The sequence below is a fragment of the Vannielia litorea genome, assembly GCF_018424695.1.
In the GTDB taxonomy this organism is placed as follows: Bacteria; Pseudomonadota; Alphaproteobacteria; order Rhodobacterales; family Rhodobacteraceae; genus Vannielia; species Vannielia litorea_A.
The window spans coordinates 31,041-52,770 of sequence record NZ_QTNQ01000023.1 but is presented as its reverse complement, the minus strand read 5'-3'; the positions used below and the strand labels follow the sequence as shown (position 1 = coordinate 52,770).

The following is a 21,730-nucleotide window of genomic DNA, read 5'->3' as shown; positions in this document are numbered from 1 at the left end:
GGCTCCCGCCCCGCGATCTTCGAGAAGATGGCCGCCTCCGAGGCCGATGTGATCAACCTCGATCTCGAGGATTCGGTGGCCCCCGACGACAAGGCAGAGGCTCGCCGCAACATCATCGCTGCCATCGGTGACGTGGACTGGGGCAACAAGCTGCTCTCGGTGCGCATCAATGGGCTCGACACGCCTTACTGGTATCGCGACGTGGTGGATCTGCTTGAAAACGCGTCGGAAAGGCTCGACCAGATCATGATCCCCAAGGTCGGCTGCGCGGGCGATATATATGCCGTTGATGCGCTGGTGACGGCGATTGAGGCCGCGGAGGGGCGCAGTAAGCGCATCGGCTTCGAAGTCATCATCGAAAGCGCCGCGGGCATCGCCCATGTCGAGGAAATCGCCGCCGCCTCGCCCCGGATGGATGCGATGAGCCTGGGCGCGGCCGACTTTGCCGCGAGCATGGGGATGCAAACCACCGGCATCGGCGGCACGCAGGAGAATTACTACATGCTCCACGGCGAAACCCGGCATTACTCAGACCCATGGCACTGGGCACAAGCTGCCATCGTGGCTGCCTGCCGCACCCACGGCGTGCTGCCGGTCGACGGCCCCTTTGGCGACTTCTCCGATGACGAGGGCTACCGCGCCCAGGCGCGGCGCTCGGCGACGCTCGGGATGGTCGGCAAATGGGCGATTCACCCCAAGCAGGTGGCGCTGGCGAACGAGGTGTTTACCCCCTCCGAAGAGGCCGTGGCCGAAGCCCGCGAGATCCTCGCCGCGATGGAGCAGGCCAAGAAGGAGGGCGCGGGCGCGACCGTCTACAAGGGCCGGCTGGTGGACATCGCCTCGATCAAACAGGCCGAGGTGATTGTGCGCCAAAGCGAGCTCATCGCGGGCTGACCCGAAGAATTTTCACGAAAATTCTTCCTGCTCTCAAAAATCTTCTCGAAGATTTTTGCCCGCCCCCCGCAGGAAAAATCTTCAGGAAGATTTTTCCTGCGCCAAAGGCATCACCACCTCGGTCAATAGCTGCTCGGGCGCGGTGTCCATCGGACTGTTCAGGTAGCGCTCGAAAGGCGCCTCATCCTCTGCGGGCGCGCGCCCGCTGTCCGGCAGGGCCTTGCCGTACATGAAGCCCCAGGCCTCGGGCAGCCCGGTGTAGGGGCCCTTGTGGGTGACAACAAGGACCTCGCAGGGCTCCACCTCTGCCGGGTCCAACCCGTCGGGCAGTGGCACCCCATCGGGCAGGATCACCCCCGCATGTGAGCGCAACTCTTCCGCCGGAACCGCCGTGGGATCATCCCAGAACCAGGCCACCAGCAACCCCAGCCTGCCGCCAAGGCCCGCATCGAGGCAGCGCTTGATCAGCACCTCATAGGCGCCCCCGATCTCCTGATAAGGGCCCGAATGGGCGACTGCTGCTCCGCGAAAGCCCGGCTCCTGGCGCATATCGACGTCATACATGGGAATTTCTCCATTATTTTCAGGAAGTAACAACACCGGTGCCACCCGGCTACGGCGTGTGTGGGATGGCGTCTCACCAAAGGCGGCGCGATAGGCGCGGGCAAAACTCTGGCCATTTGGGTAACCGCAGATCGTGGCCACGTTCTCCAGCGGCTGGCCTGTGGTGGCCAGCAGCACGGCGGCCCGGTTCAGCCGCGTGCGCCGCACCGTTTCGGCCACCGTCTCGCCCATCATCCTTGTGTAGACGCGATGAAAGTGGAACCGCGAGAAGGCGGCCACATCGGCCAGGGCGTCGAGGCTCAGATCCTCATCGAGATGGGCGAGGATATGGCGTTCCACCCGTTCCATCCGCTTTCGGTAATCCATTGCCACGCCTCACGTTTTGCCTCACCTGCATAGCATCCGGCCGTCTGACAAATCTTGCTTTGTTGCAAGCCCCGCCCCGCTGCGCCATATGAGGGGGGCAGCCACTCTGCGAGGCCAGCCTGCGAGGATAGATGACCAACTACCTGGAATTCGAGAAACCGCTTGCCGAGATCGAAGGCAAGGCCGAGGAGCTTCGCGCGATGGCGCGCGCCAACCCGGAGATGAAGGTGGAAGACGAGGCGCGCGGGCTGGATGCCAAGGCCGCTGCGCTGCTGGCCGACCTCTACGGCGACCTCTCCGCCTGGCGCAAATGCCAGGTCGCGCGCCACCCTGACAGGCCGCATTGCAAGGATTACATCGAGGCACTCTTTTCCGAGTACACGCCGCTGGCGGGTGACCGGAACTTTGCCGACGACCACGCGGTGATGGGCGGCATGGCCCGCCTGGAGGGCCGCCCGGTGGTGGTGATCGGCCATGAGAAGGGCCATGACACGAAAACCCGGATCGAGCGCAACTTCGGCATGGCCCGCCCCGAGGGCTACCGCAAGGCGATCCGCCTGATGGATCTCGCCGACCGCTTCAACCTGCCTGTGGTCACGCTGGTGGACACGCCGGGCGCCTATCCCGGCAAGGGCGCGGAAGAGCGCGGCCAGTCCGAGGCCATTGCCCGCTCCACAGAGAAATGCCTGAGCCTCGGCGTGCCGATGGTGTCTGTGGTGATCGGCGAAGGTGGCTCTGGCGGGGCAGTGGCCTTTGCTTCCTCAAACCGGCTGGCGATGCTGGAGCACTCGATCTACTCGGTGATCTCGCCGGAGGGCTGCGCCTCGATCCTTTGGAAGGACGCCGAGAAGATGCGCGAAGCCGCCGAGGCGCTGCGGCTCACCGCGCAGGATCTCAAGCAGCTGGGCATCTGCGACCATATCATCAGGGAACCGCTGGGCGGCGCGCAACGCCACCGCGCCGAGGTGATCAAGAGCGTCGGCAACGCCGTCCAATCGCTTTTGAAGGATCTTGAAGGCAAAGGCCGCAAGCAGCTGCGCGCCGACCGGCGCGAGAAGTTCCTGAAGATGGGCTCAAAAGGGCTGGCGGCCTGATACACGGATCGCCCCAGGGTGGCTCATCGGCCCGTGTGGCCCTCTTCGCCGATGCGATGAGCGGCCGGCCGGCACTGAAGAGCTGCCCCGCTCACCACATCCGCGGCTTGGCATACTCCGCATAGCCGTCGTCATAGCTCTCGGCGTCAAACGCGGCATCGGCCTCGCGGATCATCTGGCCCGCGCTGGGCACCTTGCCGCTCTCGTCCTCGCCGCGCCACAGCTCCGAGCGCATGATCGCCTTGGCGCATTGGAAGTAAACTTCTTCGACGGTAACCACCACCACCGAGCGCGGCTGCTTGCCCGCCTTCTCGAAGCGCGCCAGCAGGCCCGGCTCCACCGCCACCACCGCCCGCCCGTTCACCCGCACCACATTGGCCGCGCCGGGTACCATGAACATCAGGCTCACCCGCCCGTCGCGGACGATGTTGCGCAAGCTGTCGATCCGGTTGTTGCCGCGCCAGTCGGGCAGGGCCAGCGTCTGGGCATCCAGCTCCAGCACCACCGGCCCGTCATCTCCGCGCGGTGTGCCGTCGGTGCCTTCGGGGCCGACGGTGGAGAGCACGCAGAAGCGCGAGGCGCCGATCCACTGGCGATAGAGCGGGGTGATCTGCCGCGCGACTTTGGTGAGCGAGGCCTTCACCGCGTCGCCGTATATCTCTTCCAGCGCCTCGATGCTCTCGATCACCTGCATAGCGCTACTCCCCGAGCGGAATGTCTTTGGTGGCCAGCGGAAACCCGGCTTCGGCCATCAACTGGTTCGAGCGGGCTTCAACCACTTCCTCGAGCCGGGCCATGAAGGCCTTGGGCTCCAGCCCCGGCGGGATCTCCGGCAGAAACTCCAGCACGGCAACGCCCGGTTTGCGATAGATGCCGTGGCGTGGCCAGAACACGCCCACGTTGGTTGCTGCCGGGACGCAGGGTTGCTTCAGTTCACGGTAGAGCACCGAGGAGCCCACCTTGTAGGGCATATCGACGCCGGGCGCGACGCGGGTGCCCTGCGGGTAGATCACCAGCTGCCCGGGCAGCGCGGCGCCCGAGGCCACATCTGCCACCATCTTCTGGATCGCCTGCGCCCGTTTGCCCCGGTTCACCGGCACACAGCCGATGCGCAGCGCGTATTGCCCCAGGATCGGCGCCCACATCAACTCGCGCTTCATGATGAACTTCGGGCGCGGCAGCACCGAGACCAGCATGATGATATCGAGGAAGCTCTGGTGCTTGGAGGCCACCAGAACCTCGCCCTGGGGCACCGGGCCGCGCACGTCCGTCTTCAGGCCCACCATCCAGCCCGCCGTCCACCGGACCCAGCGGCAATAGGTGTGCACGCCTGCATAGGCGCCGCGCCGGTCAAACAGCATCCATGGGGTAAAGAACAGCGCCAGCACGGCCATCGCCAGATACATCTGCCCGACGAAGACAAGGCTTCGGAGCCATTGGATTGCGGTCATGTGACTTGCCTCAGGCTGCGGAAGGCGGCGGCGCGGGTGGCCCAGAACGCCGTGATGGCGGCAAGGATAGGCACCAGAAGCGGAAGGAGCCACCCCGCACCGGTAAAGCCCAGCCCGGTGAGAAAACCGCCGGTGGTTTCGGCCCGCGGCATCAGGGCGATGGCCAGCATTGCCAGTGCGGTGCCCACCGCCGCACCCAGAAGCGCGCGCTGGGTGAAGCGCCGCACGAAAGCGCGGGCAATGTAGACATCCCGCGCCCCGACCAGCCGCAGCGTGGCGATGACGCGGGCGTTGGCGGCCAGCGCCGAACCTGCGGCCAGCGTAATCATCGCGGCCATCGACAGGGCGATGAGACCCAGCGCCACCAGCCCCATCAGCCGCAGCCGCGAGGCGGCGCGGACCAGGGGCGCGCGCCAGCGCGAGTGGTCGTCGTACACAGCACCGGGCACCTCGCCCGCAAGCCGCTGCTTCAGCCCTTCCACATCCAGCCCGCCGCTCTCGACCACCTCGATCAGCACCGGCACCGGCAGGTTCTCCAGCGGCAAGTCAACGCCGAGCCAGGGGGCCAGCAGCGCCTTCTGCTCCTCGTCACTCAGCGCCCGGGCCGAGGCGATGCCGGGGGTGCTCTCCAGCACCTCCAGCGCCTTGGCCGTCTGCGCCGCGCGCTGGTCGGCGGGGGCGGAGATGCGCAGCGTGGCCGAGCGGGCCAGCTCCTGGCTCCAGCGGTTGGCCACCCGGCCCGTCGCCAGCGACAGGGCAAGGGCGAAGACGGCCAAAAAGGCCATCGCGCCTGCGGTGAAGAGGGTGAGCCTGGCGGTGAAGCCGGTGGGCGGCACCACGCGGTCGGCCTGCCCATCGCCCTGCAACAGCGCAAGCGCCTTGCCCACCTTCTGGCGCAGCGCGGCGGCGATGGCCCCGGCGCGGCTCACAAGTCGGCCCCGGCCAGTTGCAGGCGGCGCTTGGAAATGCGCAGCACCCGTGCGGCGACCTTGCTCTTGGCGGTTCGGATCAGGGTCAGGTCATGGGTGGCGACGAGGATGGTCTTGCCCATCTTGTTCAGCTCCACCAGCAACTGGAGCAGCCGCTGCCCCATCTCCCAATCGACGTTGCCGGTGGGTTCGTCGGCCAGCACGATATCGGGTGACATCACCACAGCCCGGGCCAACGCCGCCCGCTGCCGCTCGCCGCCCGACAGCGAGGGCGGAAGGGCATCGGCATGGGCTTCCAGACCCACCCAGCGCAGCAGCTCGGCGATATTGCCGCGCTCGGCCTCCACGTCACGGCCCGCTACGGTGAGCGGTAGCGCGATGTTTTCGGCCAGCGGCAGGTGATCGAGAAACTGGCAATCCTGATGCACCACCCCGATCCTCTGGCGCGCGCGCGCCACCTCGTCACGGCTGTAGCCCTCGGAGGGCCGCTCGAACAGCTGCACCCGGCCCGCCGTTGGGGCCAGCTCAAGGTAGCACAGCTTCAGCAGGGTGCTCTTGCCTGCGCCCGACGGGCCGGTGAGAAAATGGAAGGATCCGGGCGCAAGGCGGAGCGAAATGTCACTCAGCAACTCGCCCCCACCGTAGCTGTAGGCCACATTCTCCAGCTCGATCACGCGCATCCCCTGCCTGTCTCGCGGCTCCTTGTGCCGCAGCGCGGCCTCACATGCAATTGCACCCACGGGGCCGCTCGCGCTATTTCTTTGCTTCCCGCAACTTGAGTGATAGCTTGCAGGACAAATAAAAGAGGCACACAACCGGTCAAGGTTGAAATCGAGGGGGCGTCTATGCGGCTGGTATGCCCGAATTGCGGTGCGCAATATAACGTGGATGACAGCGCCATTCCCGAGGCCGGGCGTGATGTGCAGTGCTCGAGCTGTGGCCACGGATGGTTTCAGGAGCCCGATGGCGGGCGCGAGCGGGCCAGTGCCGCGACGCGGATCGCCAGCCAGCCCGGCCCCCGGAAGGAAACCACGAAAATCGCCACCGGCACCCCGGAGCCGACGCCCGCCGCGGCTACACCGGAGGCAAGCGCGCCCGAGGTCTCCGAGCGCACCGGCCGCCGCGCGCTCGACACCGCCGTGATGGACGTTCTGCGAGAAGAGGCAGAGCGCGAAAAGGCCGCTCGCGCTGCCGAAGCGACGCCGCCACCACCGCCGCAGCCTCAGGCCGATGCGGAGCCGCCGCAAGAAGCGCCCGCGCCTCGCCCGCTGGCAGAGCCCGCCCCGGCACCCCAGCCCGATGAGCGGCAGGTGGCTTCGGAGACCCACAAGGCCAAGATCCGTGGTGAAAACCCGGTCGTGGCCGTTGCCGCGCTTTCGGGCCGGTCGGTGCAGCGCAAGGAGATGCTGCCCGACATCGAGCAGATTAACTCCACCCTGCGCGCCAGCGCCGATCCGAGCCGCACCGCCGAAGAGGCGGGCGCGGCGGAGGAGGTTGAACAGCAGAAGGCGAAACGCGGGTTCCGCATGGGCTTTGGCCTTGTGGTCCTTATCGCCCTCGCCGCCGCACTGGTCTATGTTCAGGCGCCGCGCATCGCCACCGCCGTGCCTGCGCTTGAAAGGCCGCTCACCAGCTATGTCGCCAGCGTCAACGCGGGCCGCCGCTGGCTGGATACCACCCTGCGCGGCGTCGCGGGGGGCTGACCGTCAGCCCTTGGTGACATTTTCCTCGAAGGCCGTCTTGAAGGCGTCTTTCTGGCTGTCGCTGGCGTCGGTCTGGTGCTGCGCCTTCCAGTCGTCATAGGGCATGCCGTAGAACAGCTCGCGCGCCTCCTCCTTGCCCATCTCGATCCCCCGCTCGGCGGCAGCCTCCTGCATCCAGCGGGAGAGGCAGTTGCGGCAGAAGCCGGCAAGGTTCATCAGGTCAATGTTCTGCACATCGGTGCGCTTTTCCATCAGGTGCTTTTGAAGCGTCCGGAAGGCGGCGGCTTCAAGCTCGGTGCGGGTGGCGTCGTCCATGGGAATCCTCCTTGTTGGGGAGAGAATGGCTGTTGCGGGGATGGAGACAAGGGGGGAACGGCGGATTGGCTGTGCGTCGGTGCGGTTCGGGCTGGGAGGGATGGCAGCTTTGCGCCCGTTTTGCCCGATGCTGCCCATGTACCAATGTCCGCTCGTTGGAGTGGAGCCATTTACAAGCAGGAGACCGGCAACCAAATTCTCGGAACCGCTTCAGATCAAGCTAGCCTGCGCCGAACGGTCTACACGGATCACGCCAGACAGAAGCCACTTGTTAAACTTGGTCACGCGGTGTGTTCCCATGGCGAAAGCAATACCGCGTTCGGGCATTTCTTGCCCCCACTTTTCGCGCATCTTGTTCAACGTGTCTTCCTCGCCGTACTGGTCACGCCACTTGAAAAACGTGCGCTCTGTTTCCCAGTCGATACAGGTATGAGTCAGCGTTTTGCCCTCATGCTCAAAGCGATAGTGGAAGGAGTAAGGGGCAACGTCCGGTGTCAAAACGGTGCTGTCACCTGAGAACATATCTGTCTGACTCAGAAGTGTGTCGCGGCGTCTTTGGTTCTTTGTCTTGGCGGCATCGCTTAAGGGGCGAATAAGGAATTCCGGGTTCTCTGGGCGGATCAATGCGAAGGAACGGCCCTTCTCTTTTTCCTCAGCAAGGCTTTCCACGATAGCGCGTCGCGCGAATTCGTGGCGCTCGGAAGGCTTCACCTGCCGGACCTTCTCTAGGGACTCGTGATCCACGCGCTTGCTTTCGGGGCGCATGTCCTTGGGCGCTGCGCTTCGCCATCGGGTGCGAATGATATCCCAGCGATTGAAGCGTTGTTCATTGCTCAATAGTTTGAAGGGCATGGGGTAAAGCCGGTGCCAGTTGCCGTAAATGTCGATACCGGCAACGCATACGGTTTCACCGTGGGTCTGCCCTGTTTCCGGGGCAGCTTTCACGATGACGCAGACTTCTACTGGCTCTTGCCAGTCGCTCATGGGTCAGTTCACGGCGATATGTTCGATGGGCGCGCCCACCAGCGCGGACAGGCGCTCAGCGACAATCTTGCGGTGACAGCCTTCATGGTGGCGCTCAAAGCACGTCAGACAGATGCGCTTGCCCTTCACTGCGCCTGCAAGCTCTGTGAGCGCCGATTGTGCGTCTTCCCCGTCCATGTGCTGCGTGAATATCTCGACAAACAGGTCATGATTGCCAGCGCGTGCAGCTTCCCTACCGGGTTTGGGGTCGCCTAGGGCTTTGACATGCAGGTAGTCTATGCCCGCCTCTTTGACGGCGGCGTTCAACCCGTTCTTTGAGAAGCCCTTTTTGCGTGACAGCGGAAGCTCGCGCACGTCTACCAGCACATCGATTTCTGCTTCGGCCAAGCGGCCGACGAAATCATCAATGGTGGACTTCTCGTAACCGATTGTGAATATTTGTTCTTCTGTTTGCATGCTCTTAGCCATTTTGGCACCTCCATTTTTTGCGGTGATAGTAGACAAGATATGACTCCTGTCCATCTTGTCGGTAGAACTGCGTCAATAAAGCGTTGACATGGGGTAAGAATGCTACTGACGACGTAGCAGACATTGGAGCAGATTCCGCAAACGGCAGCACAGTCCGCTTAACCGACCTTCGGATTGAGGACGCTGTGCCAGGCTCTTTCGAGCTGGGCCTGCCGCTCCACCCGACGTGCCGTCCCTACTGCCCTGACATCTCCAGCGCCTCTTCCAGCAGCGGCGCCAATCGTTCGGCCCAGGCATCCTGCTGGGCGTCGGCTTCGATCAGGTCCTGCCGGACCTCGATCAGGACGTTGGGGCGGCCGTGTTGCAGCGCGTGGCGGTCCACCGCGTCGCCGGGGAGGTGCCCGCCGTAGGGCTCGTTGTCGCCCACCACCAGATCGCTCTCTTGCCGCAGCCGGGCAATGAGGGCGTGGGCGAGGGCCGGATCGACATGGGAGTGCAGAACGCCGACCTGCCACGGGCGCGCCGGGCGGCCCTTGAGCTTCGGCGTGAAGCTGTGGATCGAGCAGAGCACGGGCGCCGCGCGCGCCGACAGCAGCTCGGACACCGCATCGTGGTAGGGCCGGTAGCAGAGGGCCTTCCGGCGCTCCAACTCCTCCGGCCCCGCCCTGCGGTTGCCGGGGATGATCGTGCCGTCATAGAGCTTCATCAGCAGGGTCGGGTCATCCTCGCCGCGGTTGGGGTCGATCACCAGACGGGAGAAGTTGGAGCAGATCGCCGGGCCGTTCAGCCGCTCGGCCAGCCCCAGTGCAACGCCCGCCGCGCCGGGATCATAGGCGATGTGCCGCGCCATGTCGGCCGCGGGCAGCCCAAGCGTGCCGCCGTTCACCGCGTCGGGCACGAAGTTTGTTGCGTGGTCACAAGTTACGCACCAGCGCCCCGGTCGGTCGCGCCCGTGCAGGCTGAAGGGATGATATGTCATGTCGGTGTTTTGATTTCGGGTCATGCTCTGATACGCAGGAGGCGCGGGGGATGCCAGAGCAACCGTTCGATCTCCCCCCTTTCCGTTGCGCGGGTTTAGCGCTAACACGGAGCCGGACGCGATGAGGAGAGCCCCGAGATGAAACGCAACCGCAACGTCAAGATCGTGGCCACGCTCGGCCCTGCCTCTGACACCTACGAGATGATCCGCAATCTGCACGAGGCCGGGGCCGACGTGTTCCGCCTGAACATGAGCCACGGCTCCCATGAGGAGATCAAGGCACGCCACGGGATGATCCGGCAGGTGGAAAAGGACGTGGGCCGCCCCATCGCCATCCTCGCTGACCTCCAAGGGCCGAAACTGCGGGTGGGCACCTTCGCCGGCGACAGCGAAGAACTGGTGGAGGGCGCGAGCTTCCGGCTCGATCTCGACCCTGCAGATGGCGATGCGAGCCGCGTCTGCCTGCCGCACAAGGAAATTTTCGATGCGCTGGAGCCGGGCTCCACGCTTCTGGTCAATGACGGCAAGATTCGCCTCAGGGTCACCGAATGCGGCAGCGACTATGCCGATTGCGAGGTGATCGCGGGCGGCACCATCTCCAACCGCAAGGGTGTCAACGTGCCCGACGTCGTGCTGCCGCTGGCCGCGCTGTCGGAGAAGGATTTGAAGGATCTCGAGTTCGTATGCCAGCTTGGCGTCGACTGGCTGGCGCTGAGCTTCGTGCAGCGCGCCGAAGACGTGCACCAGGCCCGAGAGCTCGCCGGCGGGCGCGCGGCGATCCTGTCGAAGATCGAGAAACCGGCGGCGGTGAAGGCTTTTGCCGAAATCTTGGAGGCTTCCGATGCCATCATGGTGGCGCGCGGCGACCTTGGCGTGGAACTGCCCGTGCAGGCGGTGCCGCCGATCCAGAAGCGGCTGGTGCGCACCACCCGCTCGGCGGCCAAGCCGGTGATCGTGGCGACCCAGATGCTGGAAAGCATGATCGAAAGCCCGATGCCCACGCGCGCCGAGGTGTCGGACGTGTCGAACGCCATCTACGAGGGCGCCGATGCCATCATGCTCAGTGCCGAGAGCGCGGCAGGCGATTACCCGATCGAGGCGGTGCAGACGATGAACGCCGTCGCCGTGGAAGTGGAGAGCGACCCGACCTACCGCGACGTGATCGAGGCCGCCCGCCGGATCGACCGTTCCACGGTGGCCGATGGTATCGTCTCCGCCGCGCGCGAGATTGCCGAGGCCACCGACATCAAGGCCATCGCCTGCTTCACCCAAACCGGCACCACCGCCGGGCTGGTAGCCCGCGAGCGGCCCGAGGTGCCGATCCTCGCACTGACCAATCACATCGGCACCGCCCGCCGCCTCGCGCTGACTTGGGGCGTGACCTGTGCCGTCACCGCCCGGCTGGAGCGCTTCAAGCAAGCCGTGGTCAGCGGCGCCCGCGCCGCCCGCGAGCTGGGGCTGGCGACCGAGGACGACCAGATCGTTGTGACTGCCGGTGTGCCCTTCAACGTGCCCGGCTCGACCAACATTCTGCGCGTCGCGCCCTGCGCCGAGCGGCTGATCTACGCCTCTGACCCGGAGTAACCCCGCGATGACACTGGAGGTCTGGACGCTCTACGTGGCCACGGTGCTGGCGCTGATGAGCACCCCCGGCCCCAGCCAGTTGCTGATGCTCTCCAACAGCGCGACCCACGGCTTTGGCCGGGCTCTGGCCACGGCGGCGGGCGACCTGACCGCAAATGCGCTTCAGATGCTGGCTGCCGGGCTTGGGCTTGCGGCGCTGATCGCGGCCTCGGCCACGGCGCTCTCGGTGATCAAATGGGCCGGCGTGGCCTATCTGGTCTGGCTCGGGGTCAGGATGATCCGCCGGGCGCGGGCGGCGGACCCGGGGCTGGCGCAGGCCCGCAGCAGGGCCTCGCTGAAGGCGCTCTGGTTGCAGGGCTTTCTGACCTCGGCGGCCAACCCCAAGGCGGTGGTGTTCTTTGCTGCGCTCTTCCCGCAGTTCATCACGGCGGAGGCGGCCTTCTGGCCGCAGCTGATGATCCTTTCAGCCACTTACATCGTGATCGACGGGTGCTTCCTGTCGGCCTATGGCGGCAGCGCGGGGTGGATCGCGGCGCGGTTCAAGGGGCCGGCCCGGCTCTGGATCGAGCGGGTCGGCGGCGGCTTCATGATCGGGGCGGCGGTGCTGCTTGGCCTGAAGACCATCGGCCAGCGCTAGGCCGCGCAGGCATTGCCGACTGATGCCACGGGGCCGCGCGGCGGCGCACATTCAGCGGCTGCTGGCCGAAAAGATTGATTTTTGCCCGACCTGCCCGAATAGTTGACGCCAAGGCAAGAAGCACTTGGGCAGTTCAGGAGTGGCAGGGTGACGATCGATCCGGATGTTATTTTTGTCATCGGCATGGTCGTGGGGGTGCTGGCCATCCCGGCGCTGATCGGGGCGTTCTCGGAAAGCCGGACGCCACGCGCGGCGGCGATCATGGTGCTTATCGCGGCGGGGCTGATCTCGGTCGCCGTGATCCGAAAGCCCGGCGGCTACACGGTGAGCGGCGCGCCCGAGGTGTTCATGCGGGTGGTCGGGGATATCGTGAACTAGCGGCCCGGCGGTCCGGGCGTAGGCCTAGAACACCGATCCGAAAAGCTGCGCTGTCGCGGCCCAGGCCCGTTCGGTGGCGCGGGCGTCGTAATTCTTGCCGCCCACCTTGTCATTCGCTGCCGGGTTGGTGAAGGCGTGGCCCACCCCGCCCATCGCGAGGATCTGCCAGTCGGCCTCTGCTGCATCCAGCTCTTTCGACAGCCCCAGCACGTCATCCGGCGTGGCAAGCGGGTCATCCCAGCCGTGGAGGGCGAGCACGCTGGTGGGGATCGTCTCGGCCACCTCCCAGCCCGGTGCGTCGAAGAGGCCGTGGAAGCTGGCCACGGCTTTCACATCCGCCTCGCCCATCCGCGCCAGATCGAGCACGCATTTGCCGCCGAAGCAGAAGCCGATGGCGCCGTGCTTGCCGTTCGTCACGCCGGAGTCGCGCATCCAGTTCAGCGCGGCTTCAATCCGGCGGCGCAGTTCGGTGCGGTCGGCATTCATCGCGTTCATCATGTCTCGGGCATCCTCCGGCCCTTCGGGCGCGCGGCCATAGGTGTCGGCCACGAAGGCGGCGTAGCCCATGGCGGCGAGGCGCTCGGCGGCGTCCACCTCGATCGGGCCGCGCCAGGCGATGGAATGGAATACAAGCACTCCGGGTCGGGGGCCCGGGTTGGCCGGGTCGGTGACGATGGTGCCGGAAAAGCCCTCGTAGTCCTGATCGGTGTGCTGCATGATCTGCCCTCCTCGAATCGCGGTGCTCGCCGCATGGTGCGCAGATGCCGCCGCAAGGCACAAACCCCCTTGCCACGCAGCGGATTCGCCCCTATACGCCACCTCTCATCCGCGCGGGCGGGCCGAAAGCGGCATGCCTATCCGCGCCAATACGACCAACTCATGGAGATGGCAAATGCCCAAGATGAAGACAAAATCGAGCGCCAAGAAGCGCTTCAAGGTGACGGCCAAGGGCCGCATCAAGGTGGCCCAGGCGGGCAAGCGTCACGGCATGATCAAGCGGACCAACAAGTTCATCCGCAATGCCCGCGGCACCACGGTGCTGTGCGACGCTGACGAGAAGATCGTCAAGAAATTCATGCCCTACGCCCGCTAAGGAGAGCCCAAGATGTCCCGTACCAAAGGCGGCACTGTCGCCCACGCCCGCCACAAGAAGGTGATCAAGGCCGCGAAAGGCTATTACGGTCGCCGCTCCACCAACTTCAAGACGGCCACGCAGGCTGTCGACAAGGCCAACCAGTACGCCACGCGCGACCGCAAGAACCGCAAGCGCCAGTTCCGCGCGCTGTGGATCCAGCGGATCAACGCCGCCGTGCGCAGCCACGACGAGAGCCTGACCTACTCGCGCTTCATCAACGGCCTGTCGCTGGCCGGGATCGAGGTGGACCGCAAGGTGCTGGCCGATCTCGCCGTGCATGAGCCCGAGGCCTTCGGCGGTATCGTCGAGAAGGCGAAAGCCGCGCTGGCCTGAGGCCTGCTGACACAGTGATTTGAAAGGGCCGTCCCCAGGGGCGGCCCTTTTGCATGCGGCGGTGCCCGCTCGTCCGCCCTTCGAGGCGTCCTCGCGGTGGTGTGCCAACCCGGGCGAAGAGACGGCAGCGCCGTGGATGAGCCCGCCCGCGCCAGTGCCGCGGGGCAACAGCCGGGCGCAATTCGCCCTGCATGCTTTGAATTTTGTTCCAATTCTGGTGCTTCTGCGGTGAAACTGCGGCGGATGCGGCCGTCAGAGCTGCGCGTTACATGAGGCAGGTGCGAAGGGACGGATGGCGTCGATTTCGCTTACAATGCAGATCGTCAACGGCGATCCGGCTTCGTCGGGCAAGGGGATCAACCTCACCACGCAGCAGGAGCCGAATGCGGTCTTCGAGGAAGCATCGGGGGAGTTTTCCCTTTCCACGGTGGCCGATGGCGATGTGCTCGTCGTCAATGGCGAGGTCTATAGCTACGAGTATCTGGGCAGCGGCAACATCCGCAATGATCCTGACAACGCGGCCGCCTTCATTCGTATCACCTCGGCCCCGCCGGGCGGGCAGTACGATGTGGGCAGCACTTTCGCAATCGACCTGACAGACCCGGACGATCCCAATTATCCCAACCTGCCCAATGGCTCGACCGGCCTGACAGTGTCGGACCTCGACCCGGATGCAGAAACCGAGTTTCCTTGTTTCGCCGCCGGAACCCGGCTGGAAACCGAAGCCGGCCCCTGCGAAGTCGAGGCACTCCAACCCGGCATGCGCCTGCGGACGCGCGACAACGGGTGGCAGGAGATCCGCTGGGTCGGCCGCAGCCGCGTGAACGGGCGCGGGTGCCTTGCACCGGTGGTGATCGAGGCGGGTGCGCTGGGCGATCATGGGCGGCTCGTGGTGTCGCCCAATCACCGGATGCTGGTGGGCGGCTGGCGGGCGGAGCTGCTGTTTGGCGAGCCGGAGGCGCTGGTGGCGGCCAAGGCGCTGGTGGATGGCCGGGCCATTCGTTCTGCGCCGTGCCCGCAGGTGGAATACGTCCACGTGCTGCTTGATTCCCATGAGGTGATCTATGCCGAGGGGGCGGAAACCGAGAGTTTCTATCCCGGTGAAGTGGGCGCAGGGGTGCTCGGGCCAGAGGCGCGGGCCGAGATCGAAGCGATCTTCCCCGGCTTGCTGGCAGGCGCACGCTGTTACGGGGCTCTCGCGCGGCCCGAGCTTCGGCGCTACGAGGCGGCGCTGATTGCGGCTTGAGCGGCCATGAACAGGCCCATCCCCAGCATCATCAGGTTTTCCGTCAGCGATACAAAACCCAGTGGCACATTGGACCCGCCACCCATGCAGGCGCATTTCAGATCTCGTTTGTCGATGTAAACGGCCTTGATGACCGACGCAGCCCCGATGCCGCCGATGAAGATGGCAATGGGCGCGGCCAGCCATGTGGCGATGCCCGCGAGCATAAGGAGGCCGGCCGTGGCTTCAAGGAAGGGGTAGGCATAGGCATATTCCACCCGGCGGCGTGCCAGCAGATCATAGCCGAGGAACATGGTCGAAAAGCTCTCGACGTCGCGCAGCTTCTGGAAGGCGAGGATGCACATGGCGATGGCGACCATGGGCACGAGCGCGGCGGCTGTGATCGCGCCGGTGGCCAGCCAGTTGACTGCGAGGCCCATGAGTGCGGCCAGCGCGAAGGTGGCGATGACGGGCTGGTATGTGGTGGCGTCGTCGTCGTGCAGGGGGATGCCGAAGAAGGCGCGCAGGTCGTCATAGCCGCCGATCCGCTCGCCGTCGATCCAGGTTTGCGGGGTGGTCTCGACGCCGTGCTTTTCCATGAAAGCATCGGTTTCTTTGCGGGTTTCCAGCGGGTGGTCTTCCACCTCATAGCCCCAGCGCTCGAGCATGGCCTTGGACTTCAGGCCGAAGGGGCAGAGGTGATCGGGGGTGGCCATGCGGTAGAGCCGGGCCTTGGCCTTGGCGTGGTCGCGTGCGGGGGTGCTGCGATCGGATCTATCGGGGGTCATTCCCGGCGGGCTGGCTTGGGCGTGCATGGACTGTCCTTTCACAAGGACAACAAGGCGAGCCCGCGTCGGGTTCCGTCGGGCGCGGTGAGACGGGACAAGTCCCGCGCTACGGCTTGCACCCTCACGCGCTCCGCTATAGGCAAGCGGCGGTGCAAATGGAGGCCCCGCTGATGGACGAGCTGCGCGGAAAATACATCGAGGCGATTGCCGGAGCCACCGATGAGGCGGCGCTGGAGGAACTGCGCTTGGCCGCCGTGGGCAAGAAGGGTGAGGTGAGCCTGAAGATGCGCGAACTGGGCAAGATGAGCCCGGAAGAGCGCCAGGTGGCCGGCCCCGCGCTGAACGCGCTGAAGGATGAGATCAACGCCGCGCTCACCGCCCGCAAGGCTGCGCTGGCCGATGCCGCGCTCGACGAGCGGCTGAAGAGCGAGTGGCTCGATGTGACTCTGCCGAGCCGCCCCCGTCGGCAAGGCACGATCCACCCGGTGAGCCAGGTGACCGAGGAAGTAACGGCCATTTTCGCCGACATGGGCTTCGCCGTGGCCGAAGGCCCGCAGATCGAGACCGACTGGTATAACTTCGACGCGCTGAACATCCCCTCGCACCACCCGGCGCGGGCGGAGATGGATACCTTCTACATGGCGCGCAAAGAGGGCGACAACCGCCCGCCCCATGTGCTGCGCACCCACACCTCGCCGGTGCAGATCCGGTCGATGGAAGCGGGCGGCGCGCCGACGCGGATCATTTGCCCCGGTCGCGTGTATCGCGCGGATTACGACCAGACGCACACGCCGATGTTCCACCAGGTCGAGGGCCTCGCCATCGACAAGGACATCTCGATGGCCAACCTCAAGTGGGTGCTGGAAGAGTTCTTCACCGCCTACTTCGGCACCAGCGTGAAAACCCGCTTCCGCGCCTCGCACTTCCCCTTCACCGAACCTTCGGCAGAGGTGGATATTCAGTGTAGCTTCGAGGGCGGCACCGTGAAGGTGGGCGAGGGTGACGACTGGCTGGAGGTGCTGGGCAGCGGCATGGTGCACCCGAACGTGCTGCGCGCGGGCAATATCGACCCGGACGAATGGCAGGGCTTCGCCTTCGGCATGGGGATCGACCGGATCGCGATGCTGAAATATGGCATCCCCGACCTGCGCGCCTTCTTCGAAAGCGACCTGCGCTGGCTGCGCCACTATGGCTTCGCCGCGCTGGATGTGCCGACTTTGCATGCGGGTGTGTCGCGCTAAGGCGTTTGGTGCGTTTCACCCACCCTACGCAAAACAAAGAGGGCGCGGCGGTATCCAGCCCCCTGGTCCACCGCCGCGCCCGCGCTTTTGCCCCCACCCGAACGGTTAGTCGGGCAGATTGTCCCCTGTCTCGGGGAGCAGCCCCTTCACGAAGGCCACCGACCCCTGGTCGATCGCATCCATGATGGTTCCGCGTGCAAGGCTGACCGCCTTTGCGTCAAGCACCGGCACGGCCAGGATGGCGGCGGCGGTGAGGGTGAGCACGACGAGCACGGGGAAACGTGCGCCGCCTGCTGCGGTTTTCAAAGTGGTCTGCATCTGCTCGTCCTTGCACTTCGCGTGCCGGTCTTCCGGCTTCCGCGATCTCTTGACGCGCCCCGTTTTCGGGTGTCGCAACGTCACCTAGCCCCCGGATCGCGGCACGAAAAAGGCAAGTTCGTGGTGATTTTGCAGAAACAGTCGTGCTGAAACGGTCAGAACTGTTTCCAAGAACGGAAAGAACCGCCCCGCCCCGTAGCCGGAAACGAGGGAAAATGGCTGCGGGGCAGGGCGGAGCGGCGCGCCGAACTCGGAAGGCGGCCTAGTTCGTGGCTTTCGCCGGAGCCTCCTCCGAGCGAAGCCCGGGGATGAGGTCGGCGACCGGCATGTTCCAGATCCGGGCCGGGTTCATCCGGCAGAGCGCACGATTGAGTTCAATGTTGTCGGTCAGCTGGCGGCAAGTCGAGCCACCCACGCCGTCTGGCGAATTGGAAATGAACCCGAGCCCAATGAGCACGAGAACGGCAACAGCAAGTGGTCGGAGGAATCCCCCGAGGGAGTCGATAACGGACGAAAGCATGGCACCCCCATATTCGTCATGTGAAACGGCCCCCACCGGTTCACGGTCAAGATAGGGCGCAATTGTGGCGAAATTTAGGCAAAGGCGGCAGGTTTGTGTCCTGGTTGCAGGGAAGTTACAGGGTGGCTAACCGCACGAGAGGAGCCTGGCATGAAGCTGTTTCGCCACGAGAACCGCGAGAGAAACCACGACACGCGCCGTATCTACGCGCTTTACGAGCTGGCTTACACGCTGGTGGATTTTGGCGCGGCGATCTGCTTCCTCATCGGCTCGGTGCTGTTTTTCTGGCCCTCGGTCGAGACACCGGCGATCTGGCTGTTCACCATCGGCTCGCTGCTGTTTCTGGCCAAGCCCGCGATCCGGCTTGCGCGGGAGGTGAAACTGCTGCGCATGGGCAAATATGAAACGCTGGCCGAGCGCGTGGAGCGCTAGGGCGGGTGGCACGCTCGCAGCACGCCCGGACGGACCTGAAGGCGCGGCTGGCGCGGCTGCGGCTCTGGGTGCGCCATCGCGTGCGGCCCGGCTGGCGGGCGGTTGTCGGGGTGCTTCTGATCTGCGGTGGCGTGCTGGGCTTCCTGCCGGTGCTGGGGTTCTGGATGATTCCGCTCGGCATTGCCGTGGCTGCACTTGATCTGCGCCCTCTCTGGCGGCGATGGCGTGCGCGTGCCGGGCGGCGGCGGCGCTGAGCACCCGCGCCCTTTTCCCCTCTGCGTCATTGCGCTAAACCCCGCGCGAACCCCCGACACGGCGGATAAGGACGACCCGATGAAATTCACCCTGAGCTGGCTCAAGGAGCACCTCGAAACCGAGGCTCCCCTTGACGATATCCTCGACGCGCTGACCGATCTCGGCCTTGAGGTGGAGGGGATCGAAAACCCGGCCTCCCGGCTTGAGGCCTTTACCATCGGCAAGGTGCTCGCCGCCGAGAAGCACCCCGATGCCGACCGGCTGAAGGTGTGCCGGGTGCTCACCGACGAGGGCGAGAAGCAGATCATCTGCGGCGCGCCGAACGCGCGCGAGGGCATCACCGTGGTGGTGGCCAAGCCCGGCACCTATGTGCCGGGGATCGACACCACCATTCAGGTCGGCAAGATTCGCGGGATCGAGAGCCACGGGATGATGGCCTCGGAACGCGAGATGGAGCTGAGCGACGAGCACGATGGGATCATCGAGTTGGAGAGCGGCGAGGTGGGTGACCGTTTCACCGACTGGCTGGCGGCCAACCGCCCTGAGGCGGTGGACCCGGTGATCGAGATCGCCATCACCCCCAACCGGCCCGATGCGCTGGGTGTGCATGGCATCGCCCGCGACCTCGCGGCGCGGGGGTTGGGCAAGCTGAAGCCGCTTGAGGCGCAGAAGATCGAGGGCAAATTCGCCAGCCCGGTGAATGTGACCATCGCCGAGGATGCGGCAGACGGCTGCCACGTGTTTCAGGGGCGCTACATCAAGGGTGTGAAGAACGGCCCCTCGCCGGAGTGGCTGCAGAAGAAGCTGCGCGCCATCGGGCTGCGACCGATCTCGGCGCTGGTCGATATCACCAACTACTTCACCTACGATCGCAACCGCCCGCTGCACGTGTTCGACGGCGGCAAGGTGACGGGCGATCTGTTGATCCACCGCGCCAAGGGCGGCGAAGAGCTGCTGGCGCTGGATGGCAAGACCTATGCCATGCCCGAGGGCGCGATGGTGTTTTCGGACGAAAAGGGCGTGGAGAGCATCGGCGGGATCATGGGGGGCGAAGACTCGGGCTGCACCGAAGAGACCACGGATGTGATCCTCGAAGCGGCCTATTGGGACTTTGTTCAGATCGCGCTCACCGGACGCGCGCTGAAGATCAACTCCGATGCGCGTTACCGCAACGAGCGCGGGATTGATCCGGGCTACAACCGGCAGGCGGTGGATGATGCCACGGCGATGATTCTCGAACTCTGCGGCGGTGAGCCGAGTGAGCTGATCGAGGCCGGCGCGGTGCCCGACGTGAGCCGCGCCTACAAGCTCGACGCCGCGCGCTGTTCGTCGCTCGTGGGCATGGACATCCCCGAAGCCACGCAGCGCGCCTCGCTTGAGGCGCTGGGCTTTGTCATGGACGGCGACATGGCGCAGGTGCCCTCTTGGCGGCCTGACGTGCAGGGCGAGGCGGACCTGGTGGAAGAGGTCGCCCGTATCGCCTCGCTCAAAGGGCTTGTCGGAAAGCCGATGGCGCGGGTGGCGCCGGGTGTGCCCAAGCCGATCCTGACCGAGAGCCAGCAGCGCGAGCGCGTCGCGCGGCGCACCATCGCCAGCCTCGGTTACAACGAATGCGTGACCTACAGTTTCATCGACGAAGCCACGGCGAAGCTCTTCAAGGGCGGCGAGCTGGACACCCAGCTTGAAAACCCGATTTCCTCGGAGATGAGCCACATGCGGCCCGCGCTCCTGCCCGGGCTGCTGCAAGCTGCCGCCCGCAACCAGGCGCGCGGCTTTGCCGATATGGCGCTGTTCGAAGTGGGCGCGGCCTTCCACGGCGGCGAGCCGGGTGAGCAGCACACGCTGGCCACCGGCCTTCTGGTCGGGGCTACCGGCCCGCGTGACAGCTTCGGCGCGCGCCGCAACGTGGACCTCTATGACGCCAAGGCCGATTGCGAGGCCGTGCTCGCCGCCCTCGGCGCGCCCGAGCGGGTGCAATTCCGCCGTGAGGCCAGTGACTGGTGGCACCCCGGTCGCTCTTCGGTGATGGCGCTGGGCAAGATCGTGCTGGCGGTGTTCGGCGAGATCCACCCCCGCATCCTGCGTGAGATGGATGTGAAAGGCCCGGCGGTGGGCTTCACCATCTGGCCGCAGGCGGTGCCGGCGAAGAAGGCCAAAGGCGCCTCGCGCGGGGCCGTGGTGCTGGCCGACCTTCAGGCGGTGGAGCGCGACTTTGCCTTTGTGGTCGATGAAGGCGTGGCCGCGATGGACCTGATGAACGCCGCGCGCGGGGCCGACAAGGCGCTGATCGAGGATGTGCGCCTGTTCGACCAGTTCATCGGCGGCAGCCTCGGTGAGGGCATGAAGAGCCTCGCCATTACCGTGCGGATGCAGCCCTCTGAAAAGACCCTGACCGATGAAGAGATCGCCGGCGTCGCCGCGAAGGTTGTGGAGAAGGTGACAAAGGCCACCGGCGGCGTGCTGCGCGGGTGACCCGCTGGCGCTGGGCGCTGGTGGTGGCCGTCCTGGCCGCCACCCTGCTCGTCATCCCCCATTTGCTCCACCGCGAGGTCAAGGTCGCCTGCGTGCCTGAAATGGCGCTGCCGCAGGGCCTTCTGGCTCCCGTGGCGGACAAGGCCGGGCAAGTCCACACGCTGGCCGGGGTCGATGCCACATGGCATTTGTCCGGGCCCGACAGCCTGTCAAACTCCGGGATCGACACCGACGATGGCCTGCTGCCATGGCGCGCCGAAAATGCGCGCGGTCTCTGCACGCCAGATCTGCCCTGCGCGCTCAAGGTCGCGGCGCCCGAGCGTTTCGCCCTTCTCTGGGTCGAGCGGGCCGATGCGCGCTGGGCCGGGGCGATGGTGGTGCAGGACGCGCCGGACAGGCGGCTGTCGCTGTCTGGCCAGCCCGCGGACGGCCCCGAAGATGCAGCCTGCAGCGTTCTGGCGGCCTGGTTTGCTTTCGCCCGGACCCAATTGGCGCAGCCGGGGTGAAGTGGCCCCTAAAAACTTTCGGACCCCATGGAACCGGCGGCGCGACCGGCGCGTTGAAACCTAACCGGTTTCAAGGAGGGCTAGCATGCCCCGGATCAAAGCGGCGGCATTCTGCGCCGCGTTTTTTGCTGCTCCCGCCTTCGGGTGCGACATTTCTTT

Annotated in this window: 27 protein-coding genes; 14 read left to right on the top strand and 13 right to left on the bottom strand. The window is 65.6% G+C overall.

Translation table 11 applies throughout. From position 1 onward, the window contains the following. A partial coding sequence (locus tag DYI42_RS10420) for an L-malyl-CoA/beta-methylmalyl-CoA lyase (protein ID WP_213545868.1) occupies window positions 1-894 on the top strand: 894 nt, incomplete at its 5' end. Window positions 895-975: 81 nt separating this feature from the next. On the opposite strand, the gene DYI42_RS10415 is transcribed toward DYI42_RS10420, so the two are convergent. Next, entirely contained in the window at window positions 976-1,824 is an 849-nt protein-coding gene (locus DYI42_RS10415) for an AraC family transcriptional regulator (protein ID WP_213545867.1), read from the bottom strand. Between the two features lie 131 nt (window positions 1,825-1,955). On the opposite strand from DYI42_RS10415, the gene DYI42_RS10410 reads away from it, so the two are divergent. Next, window positions 1,956-2,918: an acetyl-CoA carboxylase carboxyltransferase subunit alpha gene (locus tag DYI42_RS10410; protein ID WP_213545866.1), complete on the top strand. Its 963-nt coding sequence runs from the start codon at window positions 1,956-1,958 to the stop codon at window positions 2,916-2,918. A gap of 91 nt (window positions 2,919-3,009) precedes the next feature. On the opposite strand, the gene DYI42_RS10405 is transcribed toward DYI42_RS10410, so the two are convergent. From DYI42_RS10405 to DYI42_RS10390, 4 genes are read right to left on the bottom strand one after another with little or no spacing between them, the layout of a single operon-like run. After that, window positions 3,010-3,612: a pyridoxamine 5'-phosphate oxidase family protein gene (locus DYI42_RS10405; protein ID WP_213545865.1), complete on the bottom strand. Its 603-nt coding sequence runs from the start codon at window positions 3,610-3,612 to the stop codon at window positions 3,010-3,012. A gap of 4 nt (window positions 3,613-3,616) precedes the next feature. Beyond that, on the bottom strand, window positions 3,617-4,369 hold the full coding sequence (locus DYI42_RS10400) for a lysophospholipid acyltransferase family protein (protein WP_213545864.1): 753 nt from the start codon (window positions 4,367-4,369) through the stop codon (window positions 3,617-3,619). Further along, complete coding sequence (locus DYI42_RS10395; RefSeq protein WP_244867824.1) at window positions 4,366-5,268, bottom strand: cell division protein FtsX; 903 nt, start codon at window positions 5,266-5,268, stop codon at window positions 4,366-4,368. The genes DYI42_RS10400 and DYI42_RS10395 overlap by 4 nt, the downstream gene beginning before the upstream one ends. Window positions 5,269-5,294: 26 nt before the next feature. Then, window positions 5,295-5,972 (bottom strand): cell division ATP-binding protein FtsE, encoded by a 678-nt coding sequence (locus DYI42_RS10390; RefSeq protein WP_342344640.1) that lies wholly within the window; start codon window positions 5,970-5,972, stop codon window positions 5,295-5,297. A 171-nt stretch (window positions 5,973-6,143) separates the two neighbouring features. On the opposite strand from DYI42_RS10390, the gene DYI42_RS10385 reads away from it, so the two are divergent. Next, on the top strand, window positions 6,144-7,001 hold the full coding sequence (locus DYI42_RS10385; protein WP_213545863.1) for a zinc-ribbon domain-containing protein: 858 nt from the start codon (window positions 6,144-6,146) through the stop codon (window positions 6,999-7,001). 3 nt (window positions 7,002-7,004) lie between these two features. Here the strand turns inward: DYI42_RS10385 and DYI42_RS10380 are convergent, their stop codons facing one another. From DYI42_RS10380 to DYI42_RS10365, 4 genes are all read right to left on the bottom strand, one after another. Next, window positions 7,005-7,316: a DUF1244 domain-containing protein gene (locus DYI42_RS10380; RefSeq protein WP_213545862.1), complete on the bottom strand. Its 312-nt coding sequence runs from the start codon at window positions 7,314-7,316 to the stop codon at window positions 7,005-7,007. Window positions 7,317-7,526: 210 nt separating this feature from the next. Then, window positions 7,527-8,300, bottom strand: coding sequence for a hypothetical protein (locus tag DYI42_RS10375; protein WP_213545861.1), 774 nt, complete (start codon window positions 8,298-8,300; stop codon window positions 7,527-7,529). A gap of 3 nt (window positions 8,301-8,303) precedes the next feature. Beyond that, window positions 8,304-8,804 (bottom strand): DUF488 domain-containing protein, encoded by a 501-nt coding sequence (locus DYI42_RS10370; protein ID WP_244867814.1) that lies wholly within the window; start codon window positions 8,802-8,804, stop codon window positions 8,304-8,306. Between the two features lie 199 nt (window positions 8,805-9,003). Continuing rightward, complete coding sequence (locus DYI42_RS10365; protein WP_213545860.1) at window positions 9,004-9,747, bottom strand: N-formylglutamate amidohydrolase; 744 nt, start codon at window positions 9,745-9,747, stop codon at window positions 9,004-9,006. Window positions 9,748-9,885: 138 nt separating this feature from the next. Here DYI42_RS10365 and pyk point away from each other — a divergent pair, with 138 nt between their 5' ends. The 3 genes from pyk (at window position 9,886) to DYI42_RS10350 (ending at window position 12,346) form a co-directional block, all read left to right on the top strand. Next, window positions 9,886-11,331 (top strand): pyruvate kinase, encoded by a 1,446-nt coding sequence (gene pyk, locus DYI42_RS10360; RefSeq protein ID WP_213545859.1) that lies wholly within the window; start codon window positions 9,886-9,888, stop codon window positions 11,329-11,331. A gap of 7 nt (window positions 11,332-11,338) precedes the next feature. Beyond that, on the top strand, window positions 11,339-11,968 hold the full coding sequence (locus DYI42_RS10355; protein ID WP_213545858.1) for a LysE family translocator: 630 nt from the start codon (window positions 11,339-11,341) through the stop codon (window positions 11,966-11,968). 147 nt (window positions 11,969-12,115) lie between these two features. Continuing rightward, a complete protein-coding gene (locus tag DYI42_RS10350; protein ID WP_342344639.1) occupies window positions 12,116-12,346 on the top strand; it encodes a hypothetical protein in 231 nt (76 codons plus the stop codon). A gap of 24 nt (window positions 12,347-12,370) precedes the next feature. Here DYI42_RS10350 and DYI42_RS10345 read toward each other — a convergent pair whose 3' ends face one another. Beyond that, entirely contained in the window at window positions 12,371-13,063 is a 693-nt protein-coding gene (locus DYI42_RS10345; protein WP_213545857.1) for a dienelactone hydrolase family protein, read from the bottom strand. Window positions 13,064-13,238: 175 nt separating this feature from the next. Here DYI42_RS10345 and rpmI point away from each other — a divergent pair, with 175 nt between their 5' ends. The 3 genes from rpmI to DYI42_RS10330 all read left to right on the top strand — a co-directional run bounded on the left by rpmI (window position 13,239) and on the right by DYI42_RS10330 (window position 15,060). Continuing rightward, entirely contained in the window at window positions 13,239-13,439 is a 201-nt protein-coding gene (gene rpmI / locus DYI42_RS10340) for a 50S ribosomal protein L35 (RefSeq protein ID WP_213545856.1), read from the top strand. 12 nt (window positions 13,440-13,451) lie between these two features. Continuing rightward, window positions 13,452-13,814, top strand: a complete 363-nt coding sequence (rplT, locus tag DYI42_RS10335; RefSeq protein WP_213545855.1) for a 50S ribosomal protein L20 — start codon at window positions 13,452-13,454, stop codon at window positions 13,812-13,814. A 313-nt stretch (window positions 13,815-14,127) separates the two neighbouring features. After that, window positions 14,128-15,060: a Hint domain-containing protein gene (locus tag DYI42_RS10330; RefSeq protein ID WP_213545854.1), complete on the top strand. Its 933-nt coding sequence runs from the start codon at window positions 14,128-14,130 to the stop codon at window positions 15,058-15,060. On the opposite strand, the gene DYI42_RS10325 is transcribed toward DYI42_RS10330, so the two are convergent. Further along, complete coding sequence (locus tag DYI42_RS10325; RefSeq protein WP_213545853.1) at window positions 15,033-15,827, bottom strand: MauE/DoxX family redox-associated membrane protein; 795 nt, start codon at window positions 15,825-15,827, stop codon at window positions 15,033-15,035. The genes DYI42_RS10330 and DYI42_RS10325 overlap by 28 nt on opposite strands. Before the next feature lie 170 nt (window positions 15,828-15,997). Here DYI42_RS10325 and pheS point away from each other — a divergent pair, with 170 nt between their 5' ends. After that, window positions 15,998-17,068 carry a phenylalanine--tRNA ligase subunit alpha gene (gene pheS / locus DYI42_RS10320; protein ID WP_213545873.1) on the top strand — a complete coding sequence of 357 codons (1,071 nt, stop codon included), beginning with the start codon at window positions 15,998-16,000 and terminating at the stop codon, window positions 17,066-17,068. Window positions 17,069-17,173: 105 nt separating this feature from the next. On the opposite strand, the gene DYI42_RS24730 is transcribed toward pheS, so the two are convergent. Continuing rightward, a complete protein-coding gene (locus DYI42_RS24730; protein WP_244867812.1) occupies window positions 17,174-17,386 on the bottom strand; it encodes a hypothetical protein in 213 nt (70 codons plus the stop codon). Window positions 17,387-17,648: 262 nt separating this feature from the next. After that, on the bottom strand, window positions 17,649-17,801 hold the full coding sequence (locus DYI42_RS10310) for a hypothetical protein (RefSeq protein WP_213545851.1): 153 nt from the start codon (window positions 17,799-17,801) through the stop codon (window positions 17,649-17,651). A gap of 255 nt (window positions 17,802-18,056) precedes the next feature. Between DYI42_RS10310 and DYI42_RS10305 the strand changes: the two genes are divergently transcribed. The 4 genes from DYI42_RS10305 to DYI42_RS10290 all read left to right on the top strand — a co-directional run bounded on the left by DYI42_RS10305 (window position 18,057) and on the right by DYI42_RS10290 (window position 21,571). Beyond that, a complete protein-coding gene (locus DYI42_RS10305) occupies window positions 18,057-18,338 on the top strand; it encodes a YrhK family protein (RefSeq protein WP_213545850.1) in 282 nt (93 codons plus the stop codon). A 5-nt stretch (window positions 18,339-18,343) separates the two neighbouring features. Then, window positions 18,344-18,592, top strand: a complete 249-nt coding sequence (locus tag DYI42_RS10300; RefSeq protein ID WP_342344638.1) for a hypothetical protein — start codon at window positions 18,344-18,346, stop codon at window positions 18,590-18,592. Window positions 18,593-18,671: 79 nt separating this feature from the next. Beyond that, window positions 18,672-21,065, top strand: coding sequence for a phenylalanine--tRNA ligase subunit beta (pheT, locus tag DYI42_RS10295; RefSeq protein ID WP_213545849.1), 2,394 nt, complete (start codon window positions 18,672-18,674; stop codon window positions 21,063-21,065). After that, window positions 21,062-21,571 carry a hypothetical protein gene (locus DYI42_RS10290; protein WP_213545848.1) on the top strand — a complete coding sequence of 170 codons (510 nt, stop codon included), beginning with the start codon at window positions 21,062-21,064 and terminating at the stop codon, window positions 21,569-21,571. Before pheT ends, DYI42_RS10290 begins: the two co-directional genes overlap by 4 nt. The last annotated feature ends 159 nt before the right edge of the window (window positions 21,572-21,730 follow it).